The sequence below is a fragment of the Aureimonas phyllosphaerae genome, assembly GCF_047943035.1.
Classification (GTDB): Bacteria; Pseudomonadota; Alphaproteobacteria; order Rhizobiales; family Rhizobiaceae; genus Aureimonas; species Aureimonas phyllosphaerae.
Genome location: NZ_CP181348.1, coordinates 1,226,744 through 1,242,840 on the forward strand (window position 1 = coordinate 1,226,744; position 16,097 = coordinate 1,242,840).

16 protein-coding genes are annotated in these 16,097 nt (G+C 70.7%); 14 read left to right on the forward strand and 2 right to left on the reverse strand.

Translation table 11 applies throughout. The features are described from left to right. The first annotated feature begins 29 nt into the window (after positions 1–29). The 8 genes from ACLNGM_RS05660 (at position 30) to ACLNGM_RS05695 (ending at position 8,345) form a co-directional block, all read left to right on the forward strand. A complete protein-coding gene (locus ACLNGM_RS05660) occupies positions 30–2,855 on the forward strand; it encodes an EAL domain-containing protein (protein ID WP_416357552.1) in 2,826 nt (941 codons plus the stop codon). 86 nt (positions 2,856–2,941) lie between these two features. Next, positions 2,942–3,103, forward strand: coding sequence for a hypothetical protein (locus ACLNGM_RS05665; RefSeq protein ID WP_175526944.1), 162 nt, complete (start codon positions 2,942–2,944; stop codon positions 3,101–3,103). Between the two features lie 211 nt (positions 3,104–3,314). Further along, positions 3,315–4,376 carry an SDR family oxidoreductase gene (locus ACLNGM_RS05670; RefSeq protein WP_416357553.1) on the forward strand — a complete coding sequence of 354 codons (1,062 nt, stop codon included), beginning with the start codon at positions 3,315–3,317 and terminating at the stop codon, positions 4,374–4,376. 146 nt (positions 4,377–4,522) lie between these two features. Beyond that, positions 4,523–5,194, forward strand: a complete 672-nt coding sequence (locus ACLNGM_RS05675; RefSeq protein ID WP_090964997.1) for an amino acid ABC transporter permease — start codon at positions 4,523–4,525, stop codon at positions 5,192–5,194. Further along, complete coding sequence (locus tag ACLNGM_RS05680; RefSeq protein ID WP_416357554.1) at positions 5,194–5,865, forward strand: amino acid ABC transporter permease; 672 nt, start codon at positions 5,194–5,196, stop codon at positions 5,863–5,865. Before ACLNGM_RS05675 ends, ACLNGM_RS05680 begins: the two co-directional genes overlap by 1 nt. Before the next feature lies 1 nt (position 5,866). Continuing rightward, positions 5,867–6,601, forward strand: a complete 735-nt coding sequence (locus ACLNGM_RS05685) for an amino acid ABC transporter ATP-binding protein (protein ID WP_416357555.1) — start codon at positions 5,867–5,869, stop codon at positions 6,599–6,601. 7 nt (positions 6,602–6,608) lie between these two features. Next, positions 6,609–7,526, forward strand: a complete 918-nt coding sequence (locus ACLNGM_RS05690) for an isoaspartyl peptidase/L-asparaginase (protein WP_416357556.1) — start codon at positions 6,609–6,611, stop codon at positions 7,524–7,526. Between the two features lie 18 nt (positions 7,527–7,544). Further along, positions 7,545–8,345, forward strand: a complete 801-nt coding sequence (locus ACLNGM_RS05695; RefSeq protein WP_416357557.1) for a transporter substrate-binding domain-containing protein — start codon at positions 7,545–7,547, stop codon at positions 8,343–8,345. A gap of 31 nt (positions 8,346–8,376) precedes the next feature. Here ACLNGM_RS05695 and ACLNGM_RS05700 read toward each other — a convergent pair whose 3' ends face one another. Next, positions 8,377–9,381, reverse strand: a complete 1,005-nt coding sequence (locus ACLNGM_RS05700) for a LacI family DNA-binding transcriptional regulator (RefSeq protein ID WP_416357558.1) — start codon at positions 9,379–9,381, stop codon at positions 8,377–8,379. Positions 9,382–9,500: 119 nt separating this feature from the next. Here ACLNGM_RS05700 and ACLNGM_RS05705 point away from each other — a divergent pair, with 119 nt between their 5' ends. From ACLNGM_RS05705 to pqqE, 6 genes are all read left to right on the forward strand, one after another. Next, the gene (locus ACLNGM_RS05705; RefSeq protein ID WP_416357559.1) at positions 9,501–10,511 is read left to right on the forward strand and encodes an SIS domain-containing protein; all 1,011 of its coding nucleotides are present in this window, start codon (positions 9,501–9,503) and stop codon (positions 10,509–10,511) included. 16 nt (positions 10,512–10,527) lie between these two features. Next, positions 10,528–11,469: an ROK family protein gene (locus ACLNGM_RS05710; protein ID WP_416357560.1), complete on the forward strand. Its 942-nt coding sequence runs from the start codon at positions 10,528–10,530 to the stop codon at positions 11,467–11,469. 347 nt (positions 11,470–11,816) lie between these two features. Continuing rightward, complete coding sequence (gene pqqB, locus ACLNGM_RS05715) at positions 11,817–12,749, forward strand: pyrroloquinoline quinone biosynthesis protein PqqB (RefSeq protein WP_416357561.1); 933 nt, start codon at positions 11,817–11,819, stop codon at positions 12,747–12,749. Continuing rightward, entirely contained in the window at positions 12,746–13,501 is a 756-nt protein-coding gene (gene pqqC, locus ACLNGM_RS05720; RefSeq protein WP_416357562.1) for a pyrroloquinoline-quinone synthase PqqC, read from the forward strand. Before pqqB ends, pqqC begins: the two co-directional genes overlap by 4 nt. A gap of 17 nt (positions 13,502–13,518) precedes the next feature. Next, positions 13,519–13,791, forward strand: coding sequence for a pyrroloquinoline quinone biosynthesis peptide chaperone PqqD (gene pqqD, locus ACLNGM_RS05725; protein WP_416357563.1), 273 nt, complete (start codon positions 13,519–13,521; stop codon positions 13,789–13,791). After that, positions 13,788–14,897: a pyrroloquinoline quinone biosynthesis protein PqqE gene (gene pqqE / locus ACLNGM_RS05730; protein ID WP_416357564.1), complete on the forward strand. Its 1,110-nt coding sequence runs from the start codon at positions 13,788–13,790 to the stop codon at positions 14,895–14,897. Before pqqD ends, pqqE begins: the two co-directional genes overlap by 4 nt. Before the next feature lie 24 nt (positions 14,898–14,921). On the opposite strand, the gene ACLNGM_RS05735 is transcribed toward pqqE, so the two are convergent. Then, entirely contained in the window at positions 14,922–16,085 is a 1,164-nt protein-coding gene (locus ACLNGM_RS05735; protein ID WP_416357565.1) for a PQQ-dependent sugar dehydrogenase, read from the reverse strand. Positions 16,086–16,097 lie beyond the last annotated feature (12 nt).

A 16,097-nucleotide genomic window follows, 5' to 3' on the forward strand; every position in this document is an offset into this window, starting at 1 on the left:
GCGGATCGCGGGACAGGAGTTGACACAGGATGCCAAGCCCGACGATCCGCCGCCGCGTTGCCCGTCTGACGGTGGCCGACATCCGGTCGCTGGCAACGCTCCTCGTCGTTGCCGCCTGTCTGGCCGGAGCCTTCCTGTCGGGCGCGCCGGCCGCGCTGGACAGGACCCTGTCGGACGCCCGGTTCCTACTCGGACCCCGTCCCGCCTCCGGCGGGATCGTCCTGGTCGACATCGACGCCAGGAGCCTCGCGGAAATCGGGGTCTGGCCTTGGCCGCGCCGCCTCCATGCCGATCTCCTCTCGGCCGCCGCCACGGCGGGGGCCGCCCGGGTCGCCTTCGACGTCGATTTCTCGTCCCGCACCCGGCCCGAGGACGACGCCGCCTTCGCCGCGGCGCTCGGCTCCGCCGGTCCCGAGACGTTTCTGGCAGCCTTCGTCCAGCATGATCCGGCGTCCGGCGCGGTCCTGGCGTCGATGCCGATCCCGCCGCTCCTGGCGGCATCCTGGCCTGTTTCGATCAACGTGCCGGTCGACGACGACGGGCGCGTGCGACGCTTTCCTTCCAGCATCGACGTCGACGGCGAGGCCATCGCCTCGATGCCTGCGGTGCTTGCCGGGCGCGAGACCATGGACGGCGATGTCGGGATCGATTTCGGGATCGACGCCGCCTCGATCCCGCGCGTTTCCTTCGTCGACGTCCTGCACGGGCGGATCGCGCCGGAACAGCTTCGGTCGAAGACGCTGGTCGTCGGCGCGACCGCGATCGAGCTTCACGACCTCTTCCCCGTGCCCCGCGCCGGCATCGTTTCCGGATCCACCGTGATCGCGCTGGCGGCCGAGACCCTGATGCAGGATCGGGCGCTGGCCTCGTGGCGACCTTCGTCCGGTCTCCCGGCGCTCCTTTTCGTTCTTGGCGCGTGGTTTGCCCTTCGGCACGGGTTGCGCCGGACCCTTCTGGCCGCCGCGATCACGGCGCTCGCGATCGAGGCCGTCGCGGCATGGTTCTATGTCGAGCGCGCGGTGATGCCGGAGACGGCGGGACTGCAGCTGGCGCTCGCGGCGGTCGCGCTGTGGAGCCTCGTGCGCGAGTTCGACCTGCGCCAGTTCCGGCTCTGGGTGTCGCGGGTGGAGACCCGCAACACCGCACGGCTTCTGGAGCGCGTGGTCGACGACGGCTTCGACGCGATCGTCATCGTCGATGCGCAGGGGCGCATCATGCGCATCAACGAGGTCGCCCAGCGCCTCCTCGACCTGCCGCCGGGCGGGCGGCCGGACACCGTGGCCGACCTGCCGCCCGCGCTGGTCACCGTGGTGGAGACGGCGATGGCCGCGGCGGACGAGGCCGCCGGCCCGCGGCATCCGGCGCGGCGCATGCTCGAACTGGCCGGCACGGGCGAGGCGCGCGTCCTCGAATACACCGTCTCGCCCTTCTGGCTGGAAGATCGGCGCCGCGGGCGCCGGGAGGCGAACCGGCTGCGTTATGTCAGCCTCCTGCTCCATGACGTGACGGACCGCGAACGGGCGCAGGAGCGGCTGCGCTTTGCCGCCTTCCACGACAGCCTGACCGGCCTTCCCAACCGAAGGGCCCTAGAGGCGGATCTGGAAGGGCTGGCCGCCGAGAGGGTGCCGGTCGCGCTCCTCGCCTTCGACCTCGACCGCTTCAAGGGGGTCAACGATGCGCTCGGCCACGCCACCGGCGATGCCGTCCTCGTGGAAACCGCGCGGCGCGCGGCGGCCCTCCTGCCGGCGGAGGCCACGGTGTTCCGGATCGGGGGCGACGAGTTCCTGGTGCTGTCGCGCACCGCGGACCCGAGGCTCGTACGGGCGCTGGCCGAGCGCCTCGTCGAGGCGATCGGGCAGGATTTCGACGTCAACGGGCACCGCATCTCGATCGGGACGTCGGTCGGGATCGCCGTCGAGGCGGAGGGATGCCGTGACCCGTCGGTGCTGCGTCGGCGGGCCGATGTCGCCCTCTATCAGGCCAAGCGCACGAGTGCCGGCCCGGTGGTCGAGTTCGACCGTTCGATGGACGAGGCGCGCCTCGAGCGTCTGGCGCTGGAGCGCGACCTCGCCGCGGCCATCGACGCCGGAGCGTTCGAGCTCGCCTACCAGCCGCAGATCGATCTTCAGAGTGGCCGCTGGACGGGCGCCGAGGCGCTCCTGCGCTGGCGGCATCCCGAGCGCGGCTTCGTCTCGCCCGCCGAGTTCGTGCCCGTCGCCGAGGAAACGGGCCTGATCCACCGGCTCGGGGCCTTCGTGCTGGAGGTCGCCTGCCGCGATGCCGCACGCTGGCCGGCGGCGATCAAGATCGCGGTGAACGTCTCGCCGCTGCAGTTCCTTACCGGCGACATCGTCGGGGCCGTGCGCTCCGCCCTCGCATCCTCGGGGCTCGACCCGAAGCGCCTCGAACTCGAGATCACCGAGTCCGCCTTCGTCGGCGAGAACCACCGGCTCGCCGGCATCTTCTCGGACCTCCTGGCGCTCGGCGTCACCTTCGCGCTCGACGATTTCGGCACCGGCTATTCCTCGCTCGGCTACCTCCACCGCTTTCCGATCGCCAAGATCAAGATCGACCGCAGCTTCGTGACGGACATTCCCGGCAACCGGCACTCGATGGCCGTCCTGCGCTCGGTCGTGGTGCTGGCCGACGGCCTCTCGATCCGCACCATCGCGGAAGGCATCGAGACGGGGCAGCAGGCAGAGATCCTCGGTGAACTCGGCTGTGGCGAGGGACAGGGCTACCTGTACGCGAAGCCGCTCGACATCGGTCAGGCCTGCGCGCTCTTCGCGGGCGGCGCAAAGGACGGCGAAAGAGGGGGCTGGACCGAACGCCGGGCCAGGCTTGCGGTCGTCTGAGCCATCGGTCGCCCAGGAATTGTTAGCCTTCAAACGATCTCAATTGGCTGCCAAAACGTCGCAGGGGACGCTTTGGAGACGTTCGTATGACTGCGCAGCACGCGGAAGGCCGAAAGGCTCACGACGATGGGAAGGCTCGGCACGAGAACCCCTACGACATCAACACCGAAGCCTGGAACTGCTGGATGGACGGCTTCGACCAGGCGGCATCCGAGGCCGCGTGCCGGGGCATGAAGCGCTCGGCCTGACGACAGGCATGCGGTCGGCGCGGAGCCGACCGCACCGGCCCGACGGCAGGTTCCCACAGCCGGCACGTCGCCCGCAACCGGCGGTTCGGGACGCTGCCGGCAAGAGCCGCGTCGTCCCGATCGTGCGGCGAAGATCGGCCCTGCCGTCGAGCCGACGGGCTTTTGCGGCCTGCTGCACCACCTTGGTCACTTCGTATCAAGGAGACGCAGCATGAAGAAGACAGCACTTGTGGTGGGGGCGAGCGGGATCGTGGGCAGCGCGACGGCGGACCTTCTCATCGCAGACGGCTGGACGGTCCACGGTCTCGCGCGCCGGCCGGTGGAGCAGCCGGGCGTCCGGCCCGTGGCCGCCGACCTGCAGGATGCGGCGGGAACGGCGGACGCCCTGCGCGACCTGACGCCGGACGCCGTGTTCATCACCACCTGGGCCCGCCAAGCGACCGAGGCCGAGAACATCCGCGTCAACGCCGCCATGGTGCGCAACCTCCTCGATGGCCTGCGGCCGGCCGGATCGGTGCGCCACGTCGCCCTCGTCACCGGCCTCAAGCACTATCTCGGACCCTTCGAGGCCTACGGGAAGGGCACGCTGCCCGAGACCCCGTTCCGCGAGAGCCAGGGCCGGCTCGACGTCGCCAACTTCTACTACGCGCAGGAGGACGAGGTGTTTGCCGCCGCCCGGCGCGACGGCTTCGCCTGGAGCGTCCACCGCCCGCATACGGTGATCGGCAAGGCGGTCGGCAACGCGATGAACATGGGAACGACGCTTGCCGTCTACGCGACGCTCTGCCGCGAGACCGGCCGCCCGTTCCGCTTCCCCGGCTCGGCGGCGCAGTGGAACGGCCTCACCGACATGACCGACGCGCGCCAGCTCGCCCGCCAGCTCCTGTGGGCGGCGACGACGCCGGACGCCTTCAACGAGGCGTTCAACATCGTCAACGGCGACGTCTTCCGCTGGAAGTGGATGTGGGCGCGCATCGCCGAGTGGTTCGGGCTGGAGCCCGCCCCGTTCGACGGGACGGTCCTGCCGCTGGAGGAGCAGATGCGTGACGACGCGCCGGTCTGGCGTCGCATCGCCGAGCGGGAGGGGCTGGCCGAGGCGGACCTCGATCGCCTCGCCTCGCCCTGGCACACGGACGCCGACCTCGGGCGGCCGATCGAGGTCGTCACCGACATGGGCAAGTCGCGCCGCCTCGGCTTCCTCGACTACCAGCCGACCGACGACGCCTTCTTCGACCTCTTCGAACGCCTGCGCGCCGACCGGCTGATCCCGTAACGGCGCAAGGCTTCGACGACCCGCGCGACCGCCCCGCAGAGGACGCATCTGCGGGGCGGTCGCGCGACGGTCCCGCCTGCTGGCCGCTTGACAAGATCCCGAACCCGCTTTCACATTGAAATCGGTTTCACTCTGTCGGGCGGGACGTGTCTTTGGATCTGTCGGTTCTGACGCCGTATCTCGGGGCGCTCGGTCAGGGGGCGATCCTGTCCGCCGAGGTCTGCGCGCTCGCGATCCTCGGCAGCACGATCCTTGGCATGCTCGTCGCCATCGCGCGCACCTCGTCCTCGCGCTGGCTGCGCGGCGCGGCCTACGTCTATGTTGACCTGTTCCGGAACGTGCCGTTCCTGGTCCAGCTCTTCTTCCTCTACTATGGCCTGCCGGAGATCGGCATCTTCATCGATGCCTTCACCACCGGCGTCCTCGCCCTGTCGATCTCCGGCGGCGCCTTCGCCTCCGATGCGATCCGCTCGGGCATCCTCGCGATCGAGCCCGGCATCCTGGAGGCGGCCGAGGTCTCCGGGCTGTCACGCCGGGTGATCTTCACCCGCATCGTCCTGCCGATCGCCTTGCGCACCGCGATCCGCCCGCTCGGCTCGGTACTCGTCAACCTCATCCTGACCTCCTCGATCCTCTCGGCCATCACCCTGAACGAGCTGACGGGAACCGGGCGGATCGTCGCCTCCGACACGTTCCGGCCCTTCGAGGTCTATGCGGTGCTGCTCGTCGCCTATGCCGCGATGACCTGGGCCGTCTCGGTGGCGGTCGAACTCCTGCATCGGCGCATGAACCGCGGCCTCGCGCAGGATGTCGCCTGATGCGCTACACGAGCTTCACGCCCTACGACGCGGTGCTCCTGGCACAGGGGCTCGGCACCAGCCTTGCGGTGTTCCTCGCGACCTCGGCGATCGGGCTGGTCCTCGGCGTCGCCTGGGCCGTGGTGCGCTTCTACCGCGTGCCGGTCCTCTCGCAGGGGCTGACGTTTCTCGCCGAGATCCTCAAGAACTCGCCGGTCCTCGTCCAGCTCTTCCTCGTCTTCTTCGGCCTGCCCGCCTTCCTCAAGATCAACGTCACGCCGGTCGAGGCGGCGATCATCACCCTGTCGGCCAACACCGCGGCCTTCGTCTTCGTGATCGCGGTGGCGGGCGTCGAGGCGGTGGGGCGCGACCAGATCGAGGCGGCGCGCGTCTTCGGGCTGACGCGCTGGCAGGTGCTCCGACGCGTCGTCGCCCCGCAGGCGGTCGCCTTCGCGATCGGGCCGTTGGTGGCGCTTCTCGTCAACCAGTTGCAGGTCACCTCGCTGATTTCGGTGATCGGCATCACCGATCTCACCAAGGTCGGCAACATCCTCAACCTGCGCACGCTGAAGCCCTTCGTGGTCTGGACCGTGGTCGGGCTCCTCTACTACGTCGCGGCGAAGCTGGTCGCCCATCTCGGCGCGCGCCTCGAGAGGCGCTTGCGCGCCCACAACGCCTGGCGGGGGCTGTGACATGCTGACGGTGGACAAGGTTCGCAAGGTCTTCGGCGCGACCACCGTGCTCGACGGGGTCGACCTCCGGATCCGGCCGGGTGAGGTGGTCTCGGTGCTCGGCAGTTCCGGCTCGGGCAAGTCGACCCTCATCCGCTGCATCAACGGGCTGGAGCGGCTCGACGGCGGGCGCATCACGGTGGACGAGTTCGACGTCTCCAAACCCCGTGAGCTCGCGGAGGCGCGCAAGCGCTCCGGCACCGTGTTCCAGCTCTTCAACCTCTACCCGCACATGACCGCGGTCGAGAACGTCATGCTGGCGCCGGTCGAGGTCTTGAAGCGCCCGCGCCGCGAGGCGGAGGCACAGGCGCGCGCGATCCTCGCCTCGGTCGGCCTCAGCCCGCGCGCCGATGCCTATCCCGCCCAGCTGTCGGGCGGCCAGCGCCAGCGCGTCGGGCTCGCCCGCGCGCTCGCCATGGAGCCGCGCTATCTCCTCCTCGACGAGGTGACGAGCGCGCTCGACCCGGAGATGACCGCCGAGGTGCTGGCGATCCTCGCAGAGCTCGCCCGCGGCGGCACCACCATGCTCTTCGTGACCCACGAGATCGAGTTCGCGCGGCGCATCTCCGACCGCATCGTCTTTCTCGACGCCGGGCGCCTCCTCGTCGACCTGCCGACGGTCGAATTCTTCAGCCCGGCCGGCGGGCTCGCCAACCCGCGCATCGCGCAATTCCTTTTCAAGATGCACAAGGACTGACGCGGACATGCTGCTCCTCGCCAATGCCGAGGCCTGGCCGGGCTTCTCCACCACCGTCGATCGCCTGCGCGCGGGGCAGGGCAGTCTCGACGCCATGGTGGAGGGGATCGGCCTCGTGGAGCGCGAGGAGAAGGTTCGCAGCGTCGGCTACGGCGGCTGGCCGAACATGCTGGGGATCATGGAGTTCGACGCGGCCGTGATGGACGGGACGACGCGCGAGGTCGGATCGGTCGGCGCCGTGCCGGACACGGTGCCCGTGGCAAGGCTCGCGCTCGAGGTCATGCGCCGCCTGCCGCACGTGATGCTGACGGGCGAGGGCGCGCGGCGCTTCGCGACCGAGATCGGCATGCCGATGGATGCGACGCTGCTGGACGACAGCCGCCGCGTCTGGTGGGAGCGCCTCGAGCGCGAACTCTCGCCGGACGAACTCGCCCGCTTCCCCGATTTGGCTCTCGCGCCCCTGAGCCGGACCATCACCGATCCGGAGCGCGTGCGCGATACGACCGTGTTCCTCAGCGCCGATCCTGCGGCCGGCATCCACGCCGCCACCTCGACCTCCGGCTGGGCCTGGAAATATCCCGGCCGGCTCGGCGATTCCCCCATTCCGGGCGCCGGCTTCTATGCCGACAGCCGCTATGGCGCCGCCGCCTGCACCCATACCGGCGAGATGACCATGCGCTGCGGCACCGCGCGCTCGATCGTGCTCGCCATGCGGCTCGGGCACTCGCTCCGCGATGCCGTCAAGCTCGCGGTCGAGGACCTCGCCGAGCTTCGCGAGGGCTTCCTCGCCGGTGTCGTGATCCACGCGGTGGATGCACACGGCGGGCACGAGGTGGTGAATTTCCGGTGCGAGGGCGAGATTCGCTACTGGTTCTGGACCGACGGGATGGCCGAGCCCGAACTTCGGCCGGCAACGGTGTTTTAACGAGAAGGGGAGAAGTCCATGAAGCGCATCCTGACTGCCATCGCAGCCCTCGCGCTCGTCGCCGGCGCAGTCGCGCCCGCCGCGGCCGCCGCGGCCGGCAAGATCAACGACATCCGCTCGGCGGGCAAGGTCCGCATCGGCGTGTCGCTCGGCGGCGAGCCGATCGGCTTCCGCGACCCGCAGAACAACCCGGTCGGCTACGATGTCGACGTCGCCAACCGCCTCGCCGAGAAGCTCGGCGTTCCGGTGGAACTGACCGACGTCTCGGGTGACGCGCGCATCTCGATGCTCGTTTCGGGCCAGCTCGACATCGTGGTCGCCAACACCTCGGCGACGCTGGAGCGCGCCAAGACGGTGGACTTCTCGATCCCCTACAACCGTGCGGGCCTGCGGGTGATCGTGCGCAAGGACGCCGGCATTTCCTCGCTCGCCGAACTTGCCGGCAAGAGCGTCGTGGTCGGCCGCGGCACGACGGGCGAAGCCTTCATCAAGCGCGAGGCGCCGGGCGCGACGATCGCCTATGTCGACAACTTCGCCCCGGACGGCGTCCTCCAGCTGCAGCAGGGACGCGTCCAGGCCGCGGTCGAGGACTCCTCGCTCGTCGACTATCTCGCCACGCAGAACGACCAGCTCGTGACGCTCCCCGACCTCTACTCCAACGACCCGATCGGCATCGCCGTCGCCAAGGGCGATCCGGAGTTCGTGCGCTGGCTCGACATGTTCGTCTCCGACTACGTCCAGTCGGGCGCCTACGAGGCGAACTACAAGAAGTGGTGGGGCGAGAACGCCAACCCGCCCAAGCTGAACCCGCTCTGGTAGGGCCGCACCGCTTGCCCAGCGCGGCCGGGGCTCACCCGGTCGCGCGCGGGAAGAAGCGCGTGGGAACGCCGACCGGCGGCGAGCCGGCCACGAAGGTCTCCGGATGCACCACGAAGCGCACGATGTGCTCGACGAAGCGGGCCTTGTCGAAGCCGATCGAGCTGATCGGGTAGGCGTCGTGGTCGGTGATGCTGAGATTGTCGAAGCCGTAGAGGCGGAAGCGGTCGGGGTGATCGCCGGGAAAGAACGCGCGGCAGGCGTCGAGGACGCCCATGGCCATGGCGTCCGAGGTGCAGAACACGGCGTCGGGCGTCGGTCCGCCCTGGAACGCGGAGGCCGCCGCGCGCCCGCTCGCATAGGAATAATCGCCCTGAAGGACGGTCTCCAGCACGATGCCTTCCGCCGAGAGCGCCGCGCGATAGGAGGCGACGCGCTCGTCCTCGATGCGCGAGGAGGCGCGGCCGGTGACCAGCGCGGCGGTTCCGACGCCCTGGCGGGCGGCGTGCGCCACCGCCTCGCGGATGCCCACGGCCTCGTCCGGCACCACGGCGGGCGACAGCGCGTCGTGCCGGCCGTTCATCATCACCACGAGATCGGAGCGGAACATCCGCCGCACGGTTGCGGCGTCCGCGAAGTCCGACCAGACCAGCGCCGCATCGACATGATGCGCCACGCCCTCGCGCAGGAACGCCTCGGCGCGGTCGACCGAGCCGACCTTCACGAGCAGGACCTGCTTGCCGATCGCCTGGATCTCGCCGAGCAGCCGGTCGAAGAGGTCGAGGTCGGACAGGTCGTGGATGTGGTTCACCACCACGGCGACGAGATTGGTGCGCTTCGTGGTGAGGCTGCGCGCCAGCGGGTTCGGCCGGTAGCCGAGCGCCTCGGCGGCCCGGAGCACGCGCTCGCGCTTGTCGGCCGAGACCGGGCGCGGCGAGGGCGACAGCGCGCGCGAGACCACCGCGCGCGAGACCTCGGCCAGCGCGGCCACGTCGGCCAGGGTCGGCCGTCCAATCTTGTCGTCTGCGGGTTCGCTCAAACGTCGCCTCGGCGGATCGGGCTTGCGCCCGTCCTCTTCCATGCGCCGCCGGACGGCTCGGCGCAACACGCCGCATGGCGGCCCCGTCGTTCTTCCCTCCGACCCGATCAGGACATCCCATGACCGAGCATCCCGGCCTCGACCTCATGTACGACGAAATGCGCCGCCAGGGGCCCGACGCCCTCGCGACGATCGAGGCCGGCGCGCCGGTCGCCGTCCGCATCGCCGACGCCGTGCGCCGCACCGGCCGCATCGTGCTCTATGCGATGGGCGGCTCGCATCACGTCAACCGGATCGCCGAGCCGCTCTACCGCGACCTCGGCTGGGACGCGCGCGCGCTCAACGCCTCGGAGGCGCTCCTCTCGCCTCTGCCCGACACGGCGCGCGCCGCGCTCGTCGTCTCGCAGTCGGGCGAGTCCGGCGAGATTCGCGACCTCCTGAAGCGCGGGCCCGGACGCGAGGAGCGCTTCGGCCTGACGCTCGAGGGCGACAGCACTCTCGCGCGCAGCGCACGCGCCTCGATCGTGGCAGCCGGCGGTACCGAGCGGGCGTTTGCCGCCTCGCGCTCGATCGTCCTGACGCTGGCCATGCACGGCGCGGTGCTGGAGGCGCTGGGCGCGCCGCAGGACGCGCTGCGGGCGAGCCTTGCCGAAGCCGCCGATCCGGCCGCGGTCGACGCCGCCGATGCCGCGCTCGCCGGGGTCGACGCCACGATCTTTGCCGGACGCCACGCGATGGCGGGCGTCGCGGAAAGCGCGGCGCTGTCGATGATGGAGCTTGCCCGCGTTCCGACGATCGGCTTCGAGGGCGGCCAGTTCCGCCACGGGCCGTTCGAGGTGCTGCGCCCCGGGCTCGGCGTGGTGCTGTTTCGCAGCCTCGGGCCCGACCGCGCCGGTGTCGCGCCGCTGGCGGAGGCCGCTGTCGCGGCCGGATGCGCCACGGTCGTCTTCGATGCGTCCGGCGACGCGCCGCCGCCGGGCACGGTGCACGTGCCGCTCCGGCGCGGCGAGGGGCTGGCGGCGGCGGCCAGCATGATCCTTGCGCTCCAGCACCTCAACATCGCCGTCGCGCGTCGCACCGTCCCGGCGGGAATCGGCACGCCCCAGCGCACCACCAAGGTCACGGCCTGACGGGCGGGCGGAGGCGATGGTCCGGGAGGATAGCTTCATAGGGATCGACCTCGGCGGCACGCAGCTTCGCGTCGCGGCGATCGATGCGGCCGGCCGCATTCTCGACCGCCGCGCCGCGCCCGTCGATCGGGCCGGGGGCGTCCGGGCGGTGATCGGGCAGATGGAGGCGCTGATCGCCAAGGTCCGGCGCCCGGACACGGCGGTCGTCGGGATTGGCGTTCCCGGCGCCTTCGATCCGGGGCAGGGGCTCGTCCTCGACATTCCCGCCCTGGCCGGCTGGACCGCGATCCCGCTTGCCACTGAGATCGAGGCGCGCACCGGTCTTCCCACCGTCCTCGAGAACGATGCCAAGGTCGCCGCGCTCGGCGAGTGGCGCTTCGGAGCCGGGCGCGGCATCGCCGATTTCGCCTATCTCACGATCAGCACCGGCATCGGGGGCGCCTTCGTCGTCGGCGACCGGCTGGTGCGCGGATTCCGGGGTCTGGCCGGCGAGGTCGGCCACACCCGCATCACCGACCGCTCGGCGCCCTGCTCCTGCGGGCACGAGGGCTGCTGGGAGGCCGTCGCGTCCGGCACGGCGCTGGCGCGGGCCGCCCGTATGGCGGTGGACCGGCAACCCCGTTCACGGTTGGCGGCGCTCGCCGGCGAAGCGCTGGCCACGGGCGAAGACGTGACGCGCGCCGCGCGCGAGGGCTGCCCCGTCGCGCTCACGCTCCTGCGCGAGGAGGCGGTCTGGCTCGCCGCCGGCCTCGTCAACGTGCAGCATGCCTTTTCGCCCGAGCGCGTGGTGCTCGGCGGCGGCGTGTCGCAGGCGCTGGACCTGATGCTCGCGGACATCCGCGAGGCGATGCGCCGCCGCCTGCTTCCCGGCCACGAGGTGCCCGACATCGCCAGCTCGAAGCTCGGCGACGACGCCGGTCTGATCGGCGCCGCCGTGCACGCGAAGGAATCGCGATAAGCGCGACAGGTCGAGCGGCAGGGCGGTTGGCCGGCTTGTTCCTCCGGATGGCTCAACTTTTCCATCAAGATGGTTTGATGGCCTCCCGGTTTTCGCAGCTGCGAACCGACCCTAGCTCATGGGCGGAGGCCGGATGTTCCGGCTGCATGATGGAGCAAGACCCATGACCAAGTCCTGGAAGAAGCCCGAGATGTGCCAGGTGGCGGCCGGTTTCGAGATCACCCGCTATGCGGAAGCCGAGATCGCCGTGCGCAAGGACGCCAAGAAGTAAGGAGCCCGCGGGCTCGTTCCGACGGCCCGCCGCTCCTGCGGCGGGCCGTTTCCTTGTGCAGCGGGGCTTGCGACAGGTGCGATTGAAGATCCTCGGATCGGCGGCGGGCGGCGGCTTCCCGCAGTGGAACTGCAACTATCGGCTGAGCCGCGCGGCGCGCGCGCGCGCGCCCGGCATCTGCCCGCGGCTGCAGTCGAGCCTGGCGGCGAGCGCCGGGGACGATCGCGGCTGGGTCCTTTTCAACGCCTCGCCGGATATCCGCCAGCAGATCAACGAGACGCCCGAGCTCCAGCCGGCCGCCGACGCGCCGCCCCGTTCGACGCCGATCCGCGCAGTGGTGCTCACCAATGCCGACGTCGATCATCTTGCCGGGCTCCTGTCGCTGCGCGAGCGGCAGGCCTTCCATCTCTACGCGACGCCGCGGGTCCTCGGTGTTCTCGAGGCCAACCCGATCTTTCGCGTGCTCGATCCCGTCCTCGTCCGACGCGTGCCCGTGGTGCTCGATCGGCCCTTCGCGATCGGGGGGCCGCAGGGCGAGGCCGGGCTCACCGCCGAACTCTTTGCCGTTCCCGGCAAGGTCGCGCTGTTTCTGGAGACCGGCCGGCGCGCGCAGGATTTCGAGGCCGATCCCGAGGACACAGTCGGCGTGCGCCTGACCGACGCCGACGGACGGTCGGTCTTCTACGTGCCGGGCTGCGCCCGCGTCGATCCGGTGCTGCGGGCCCGGGTCGAGGGCGGCGACGTGCTCCTGTTCGACGGAACCGTGTTCCGGGACGACGAGATGGCCGAGGCCGGCGTCGGCAGCAAGACCGGCCGGCGCATGGGGCACCAGCCGATCACCGGCGAGGACGGCTCGCTCGACGCCTGGACGGGCGTTGGGGTGGCGCGACGCATCTTCGTTCACATCAACAACACCAATCCGATCCTCGACGAAGCCTCGCCCGAACGCCGCCTGGTGGAGGCCAGCGGCTGGGAGGTCGCGTTCGACGGCATGGAGATCGCCCTGTGACCCCGGACTTCCGGCTCGACCGCACGCTCTCGGCCAGCGAACTCGAAGACGTGCTGCGGCAGGTGGGGAGCGAGCGCTACCACATCCGCCACCCGTTCCACCGCCTGATGGTGGAGGGCCGCCTGACGCGCGGCCAGATGCAGGCCTGGGCCCTGAACCGCTACTGCTACCAGGCGGCGATCCCAAGAAAGGACGCCATCATCCTGTCGCGGATCGAGGACCGGTCGCTGCGGCTCGTCTGGCGCGAGCGCATCCTCGACCACGACGGCGACGGTGCCTCGCCCGGCGGCATCGAACGCTGGATGCGGCTGGCCACCGGCGTCGGGCTCGACGCCGCCATCGTCGCCTCGCAGCGTCTCGCCCTGCCGGCCACGCGCTTCAGCGTCGGCGCCTATCTGACCTTCGTCGAGAAGCGCACGCTTCTCGAGGCCATCGCCTCGTCGCTGACCGAGATGTTCTCGCCGCAGGTGATCGGCGAGCGCGTCGCCGCGATCCTCCAGCGCTACCCCTATATCGACGAGGACACGCTCGGCTATTTCACGCCGCGCCTGACGCAGGCCCCGCGCGACGTCGACGTCGCCCTCGCCCATGTGCGCGAGCACGCCCGCTCGATGGAAACGCAGCAGCTGGTGGTCGATGCGCTGATCGCCAAATGCGAGATCTTGTGGACCATGCTGGACGCGCTGCATTTCAGCTATGTCGAGCCGGGCCACGTGCCCCCCGGCGCGTTCGTGCCGGAGGCGGCCTCGTGACGGCCCACCGGAGACCGATGGCGGTCGAGGCCTCCCGGCCCGTCCTGCCGCGCCACGTTCGCATGCATTTCGACCCGCACCGGGGCGCCTGGGCGCTTCTTTCGCCGGAAAAGGTGCTCTGGCCCGACGAGATCAGCCTCGCGATCCTGCGACGCTGCGACGGACGCGCGAGGGTTGCCGAGATCGCCCGCGACCTCGCACGCGAATACGGAGCGGACGAGACCGAGGTGCGCGCCGACGTCCTCGCCTTCCTGCAGGACTGGAGCGACCGCATGGTGGTGCGCCTGTGAGCCTCGCCGGACCCGGACTTCCGATCGGCATCCTCGCCGAGCTCACCCACCGCTGTACCCTGCAGTGCGCCTACTGCTCCAATCCGCTCGAACTGCTCAAGGCCGACCGCGAACTGGGCACCGACGACTGGGTCTCGATCTTCCGGCAGGCCGCCGATCTCGGCATCCTGCAGGTGCATCTGTCGGGCGGCGAGCCGACCCTCAGGCGCGACCTGCCGACGCTGATCGAGACGCTCGCCGCGCGCGGGGTCTATACCAACCTGATCACGGCGGGCGTCGGCGTCGATGCGCCGCTCGTCGAGACGCTCCGGGCGGCCGGCCTCGACCACGTCCAGATCTCGTTCCAGGGCGCGCGGCCCGAGACCACCGAGCTGATCGGCCGGCTGAAGGGCGCGCACGAGCGCAAGCTCGCCGCCGCGCGCGCCGTGCGCGACGCCGGCCTGCCGCTCACGGTGAACGCGCCGATCCACCGGCACAACATCGACGAGGTGGAGCTCTTCATCGAGCTTGCCCTGGAACTCGGCGCGGAACGTCTGGAGATCGCCAATGTCCAGTATTACGGCTGGGCGCTCCTCAACCGCGCGACGCTGATGCCCTCGCGCGCCGCGCTAGAACGCCAGATCGCGGTGGTGGAAGCGGCGCGCGAGCGCCTGCGCGGCGTCCTTGCGATCGATTTCGTCGCGCCGGACTACTATGCGCGCTATCCCAAGGCCTGCATGGGCGGATGGGCGCGCGACGCGTTCATGATCACCCCCGACGGCACCGCGATGCCCTGCCACGGCGCGGCGTCGATCCCGCATCTCGTCTTCGACAACGCGGCACGGGTTCCGCTCGCCGACATCTGGGCGCGCTCGCCCGCCTTCGAGGCCTATCGCGGGACGGCTTGGATGAAGGAACCCTGCCGAAGCTGCGAGCGGCGGGAGATCGATTTCGGCGGTTGCCGCTGCCAGGCGATGATGCTGGCGGGCGACGCCGCCGCCACCGACCCCGCCTGCTCTTTGTCGCCCCTGAACGATCGGATCAACGCCATCGCGCGGGACGAAGCGCAAGGCGAGGCACCGCCGTTTCGCTACCGCCGGATCGGAGCGGCGAGGGAGCCGGCCTGAAACGCCAGGCCGCGGCCTGCGGCATCAGGAGGATGGCGGCACGAGGCGGAGGAGGCGTCCGGGCGTTCCGTCGGTCAGCACCTGAATGGACCCGTCGGGCGCGGACCGGACGTCGCGGATGCGGGTCTCGAGTTCGGCGAGCAGCAACGCCTGCCCGGTGATGCTTTGGCCGTCGCGCCGGACGAGGCGCACCGCCTTTTCCACCAGCGCGGGCACCAGCAGCGCGCCGCGCCATTCGGGAAACAAGGCGCCCTCGTAGATCGCAAGCCCCGACGGCGCGATCGAGGGCGTCCATTCGAGGAGCGGCGCCTCGAAGCCGGGAAGCGCGGCAAAGGGCGTGACGCGCGCGAACGTGTAGTCGAGGCCACGCGAGGCGAGCGGCCAGCCGTAGTTGCCGCCCGGCACGAGGCGGTTGAGTTCGTCGCCGCCGCGCGGCCCGTGTTCGGCAATCAGCAGCGCGCCGTCGGCTGGGTCGAGCGCAATGCCCTGGACGTTGCGATGGCCGAGGGTGAGGATCTCGGGCGCGGCGCCGTCCTGGCCCACGAACGGATTGTCCGGCGGGATTGATCCGTCGCGGTTGAGCCGCACGATCTTGCCGAGCGTGTTGGCGGGGTTCTGCGCCTCCTCGCGCCGGTCGAACCCGTCGCCGAGCGAAAGTGCCAGCGTGCCGTCCGGCAGGAAGGCGATGCGGCTTCCGTGGTTGGAGTCGCCCGATTTCGGTGTCGCGGTGAAGAGGACGCGCAGATCGTCCAGCACGCCGTCGCCAAGGCGGGCGCTGACGAGCCGCACGTTGTTGGCGCTTGCGTCGCCATGAAGGAAGCTCAGGAAGATCCGGCCCGTCTCGCCGAAGTCCGGGTCCACCGCCACGTCCATCAGCCCGCCCTGGCCGGCCGTGTAGATCGGGGGAAGGCCGCGTACCGGTTCGGGATCGAGCGCCCCGTCCGGGCCGACGATGCGAAGCCGCCCCACCGCCTCGGTGACGAGGCGCCGCCCGTCGGGCAGGAAGGCGAGCGACCAGGGACGCTCCAGCCCCTCGACCTCGGCGACGATGCGGTAGCGCGCGGGATCGACGCGCGCGGGCTCGGCAACGGCACCCTCGGGAAGGCCTGCGAGGAACCCGATGGCAAGGAGACCCGCAGCCAGACGACGGCGTCGGGAGGCCGAGGGCATGTCGATGTTCGGGTTCATATCGGCGATCTC

Coding starts and splice junctions, on each gene's coding strand:
- ACLNGM_RS05690 (WP_416357556.1), top strand. CDS start 6,609: ATGCTGCTCCTCGCCAATGCCGAGGCCTGGCCGGGCTTCTCCACCACC.
- ACLNGM_RS05705 (WP_416357559.1), top strand. CDS start 9,501: ATGACCGAGCATCCCGGCCTCGACCTCATGTACGACGAAATGCGCCGC.
- ACLNGM_RS05660 (WP_416357552.1), top strand. CDS start 30: ATGCCAAGCCCGACGATCCGCCGCCGCGTTGCCCGTCTGACGGTGGCC.
- ACLNGM_RS05670 (WP_416357553.1), top strand. CDS start 3,315: ATGAAGAAGACAGCACTTGTGGTGGGGGCGAGCGGGATCGTGGGCAGC.
- ACLNGM_RS05680 (WP_416357554.1), top strand. CDS start 5,194: ATGCGCTACACGAGCTTCACGCCCTACGACGCGGTGCTCCTGGCACAG.
- ACLNGM_RS05710 (WP_416357560.1), top strand. CDS start 10,528: ATGGTCCGGGAGGATAGCTTCATAGGGATCGACCTCGGCGGCACGCAG.
- pqqD (WP_416357563.1), top strand. CDS start 13,519: ATGGCGGTCGAGGCCTCCCGGCCCGTCCTGCCGCGCCACGTTCGCATG.
- ACLNGM_RS05665 (WP_175526944.1), top strand. CDS start 2,942: ATGACTGCGCAGCACGCGGAAGGCCGAAAGGCTCACGACGATGGGAAG.
- ACLNGM_RS05695 (WP_416357557.1), top strand. CDS start 7,545: ATGAAGCGCATCCTGACTGCCATCGCAGCCCTCGCGCTCGTCGCCGGC.
- ACLNGM_RS05685 (WP_416357555.1), top strand. CDS start 5,867: ATGCTGACGGTGGACAAGGTTCGCAAGGTCTTCGGCGCGACCACCGTG.
- ACLNGM_RS05735 (WP_416357565.1), bottom strand. CDS start 16,085: ATGAACCCGAACATCGACATGCCCTCGGCCTCCCGACGCCGTCGTCTG.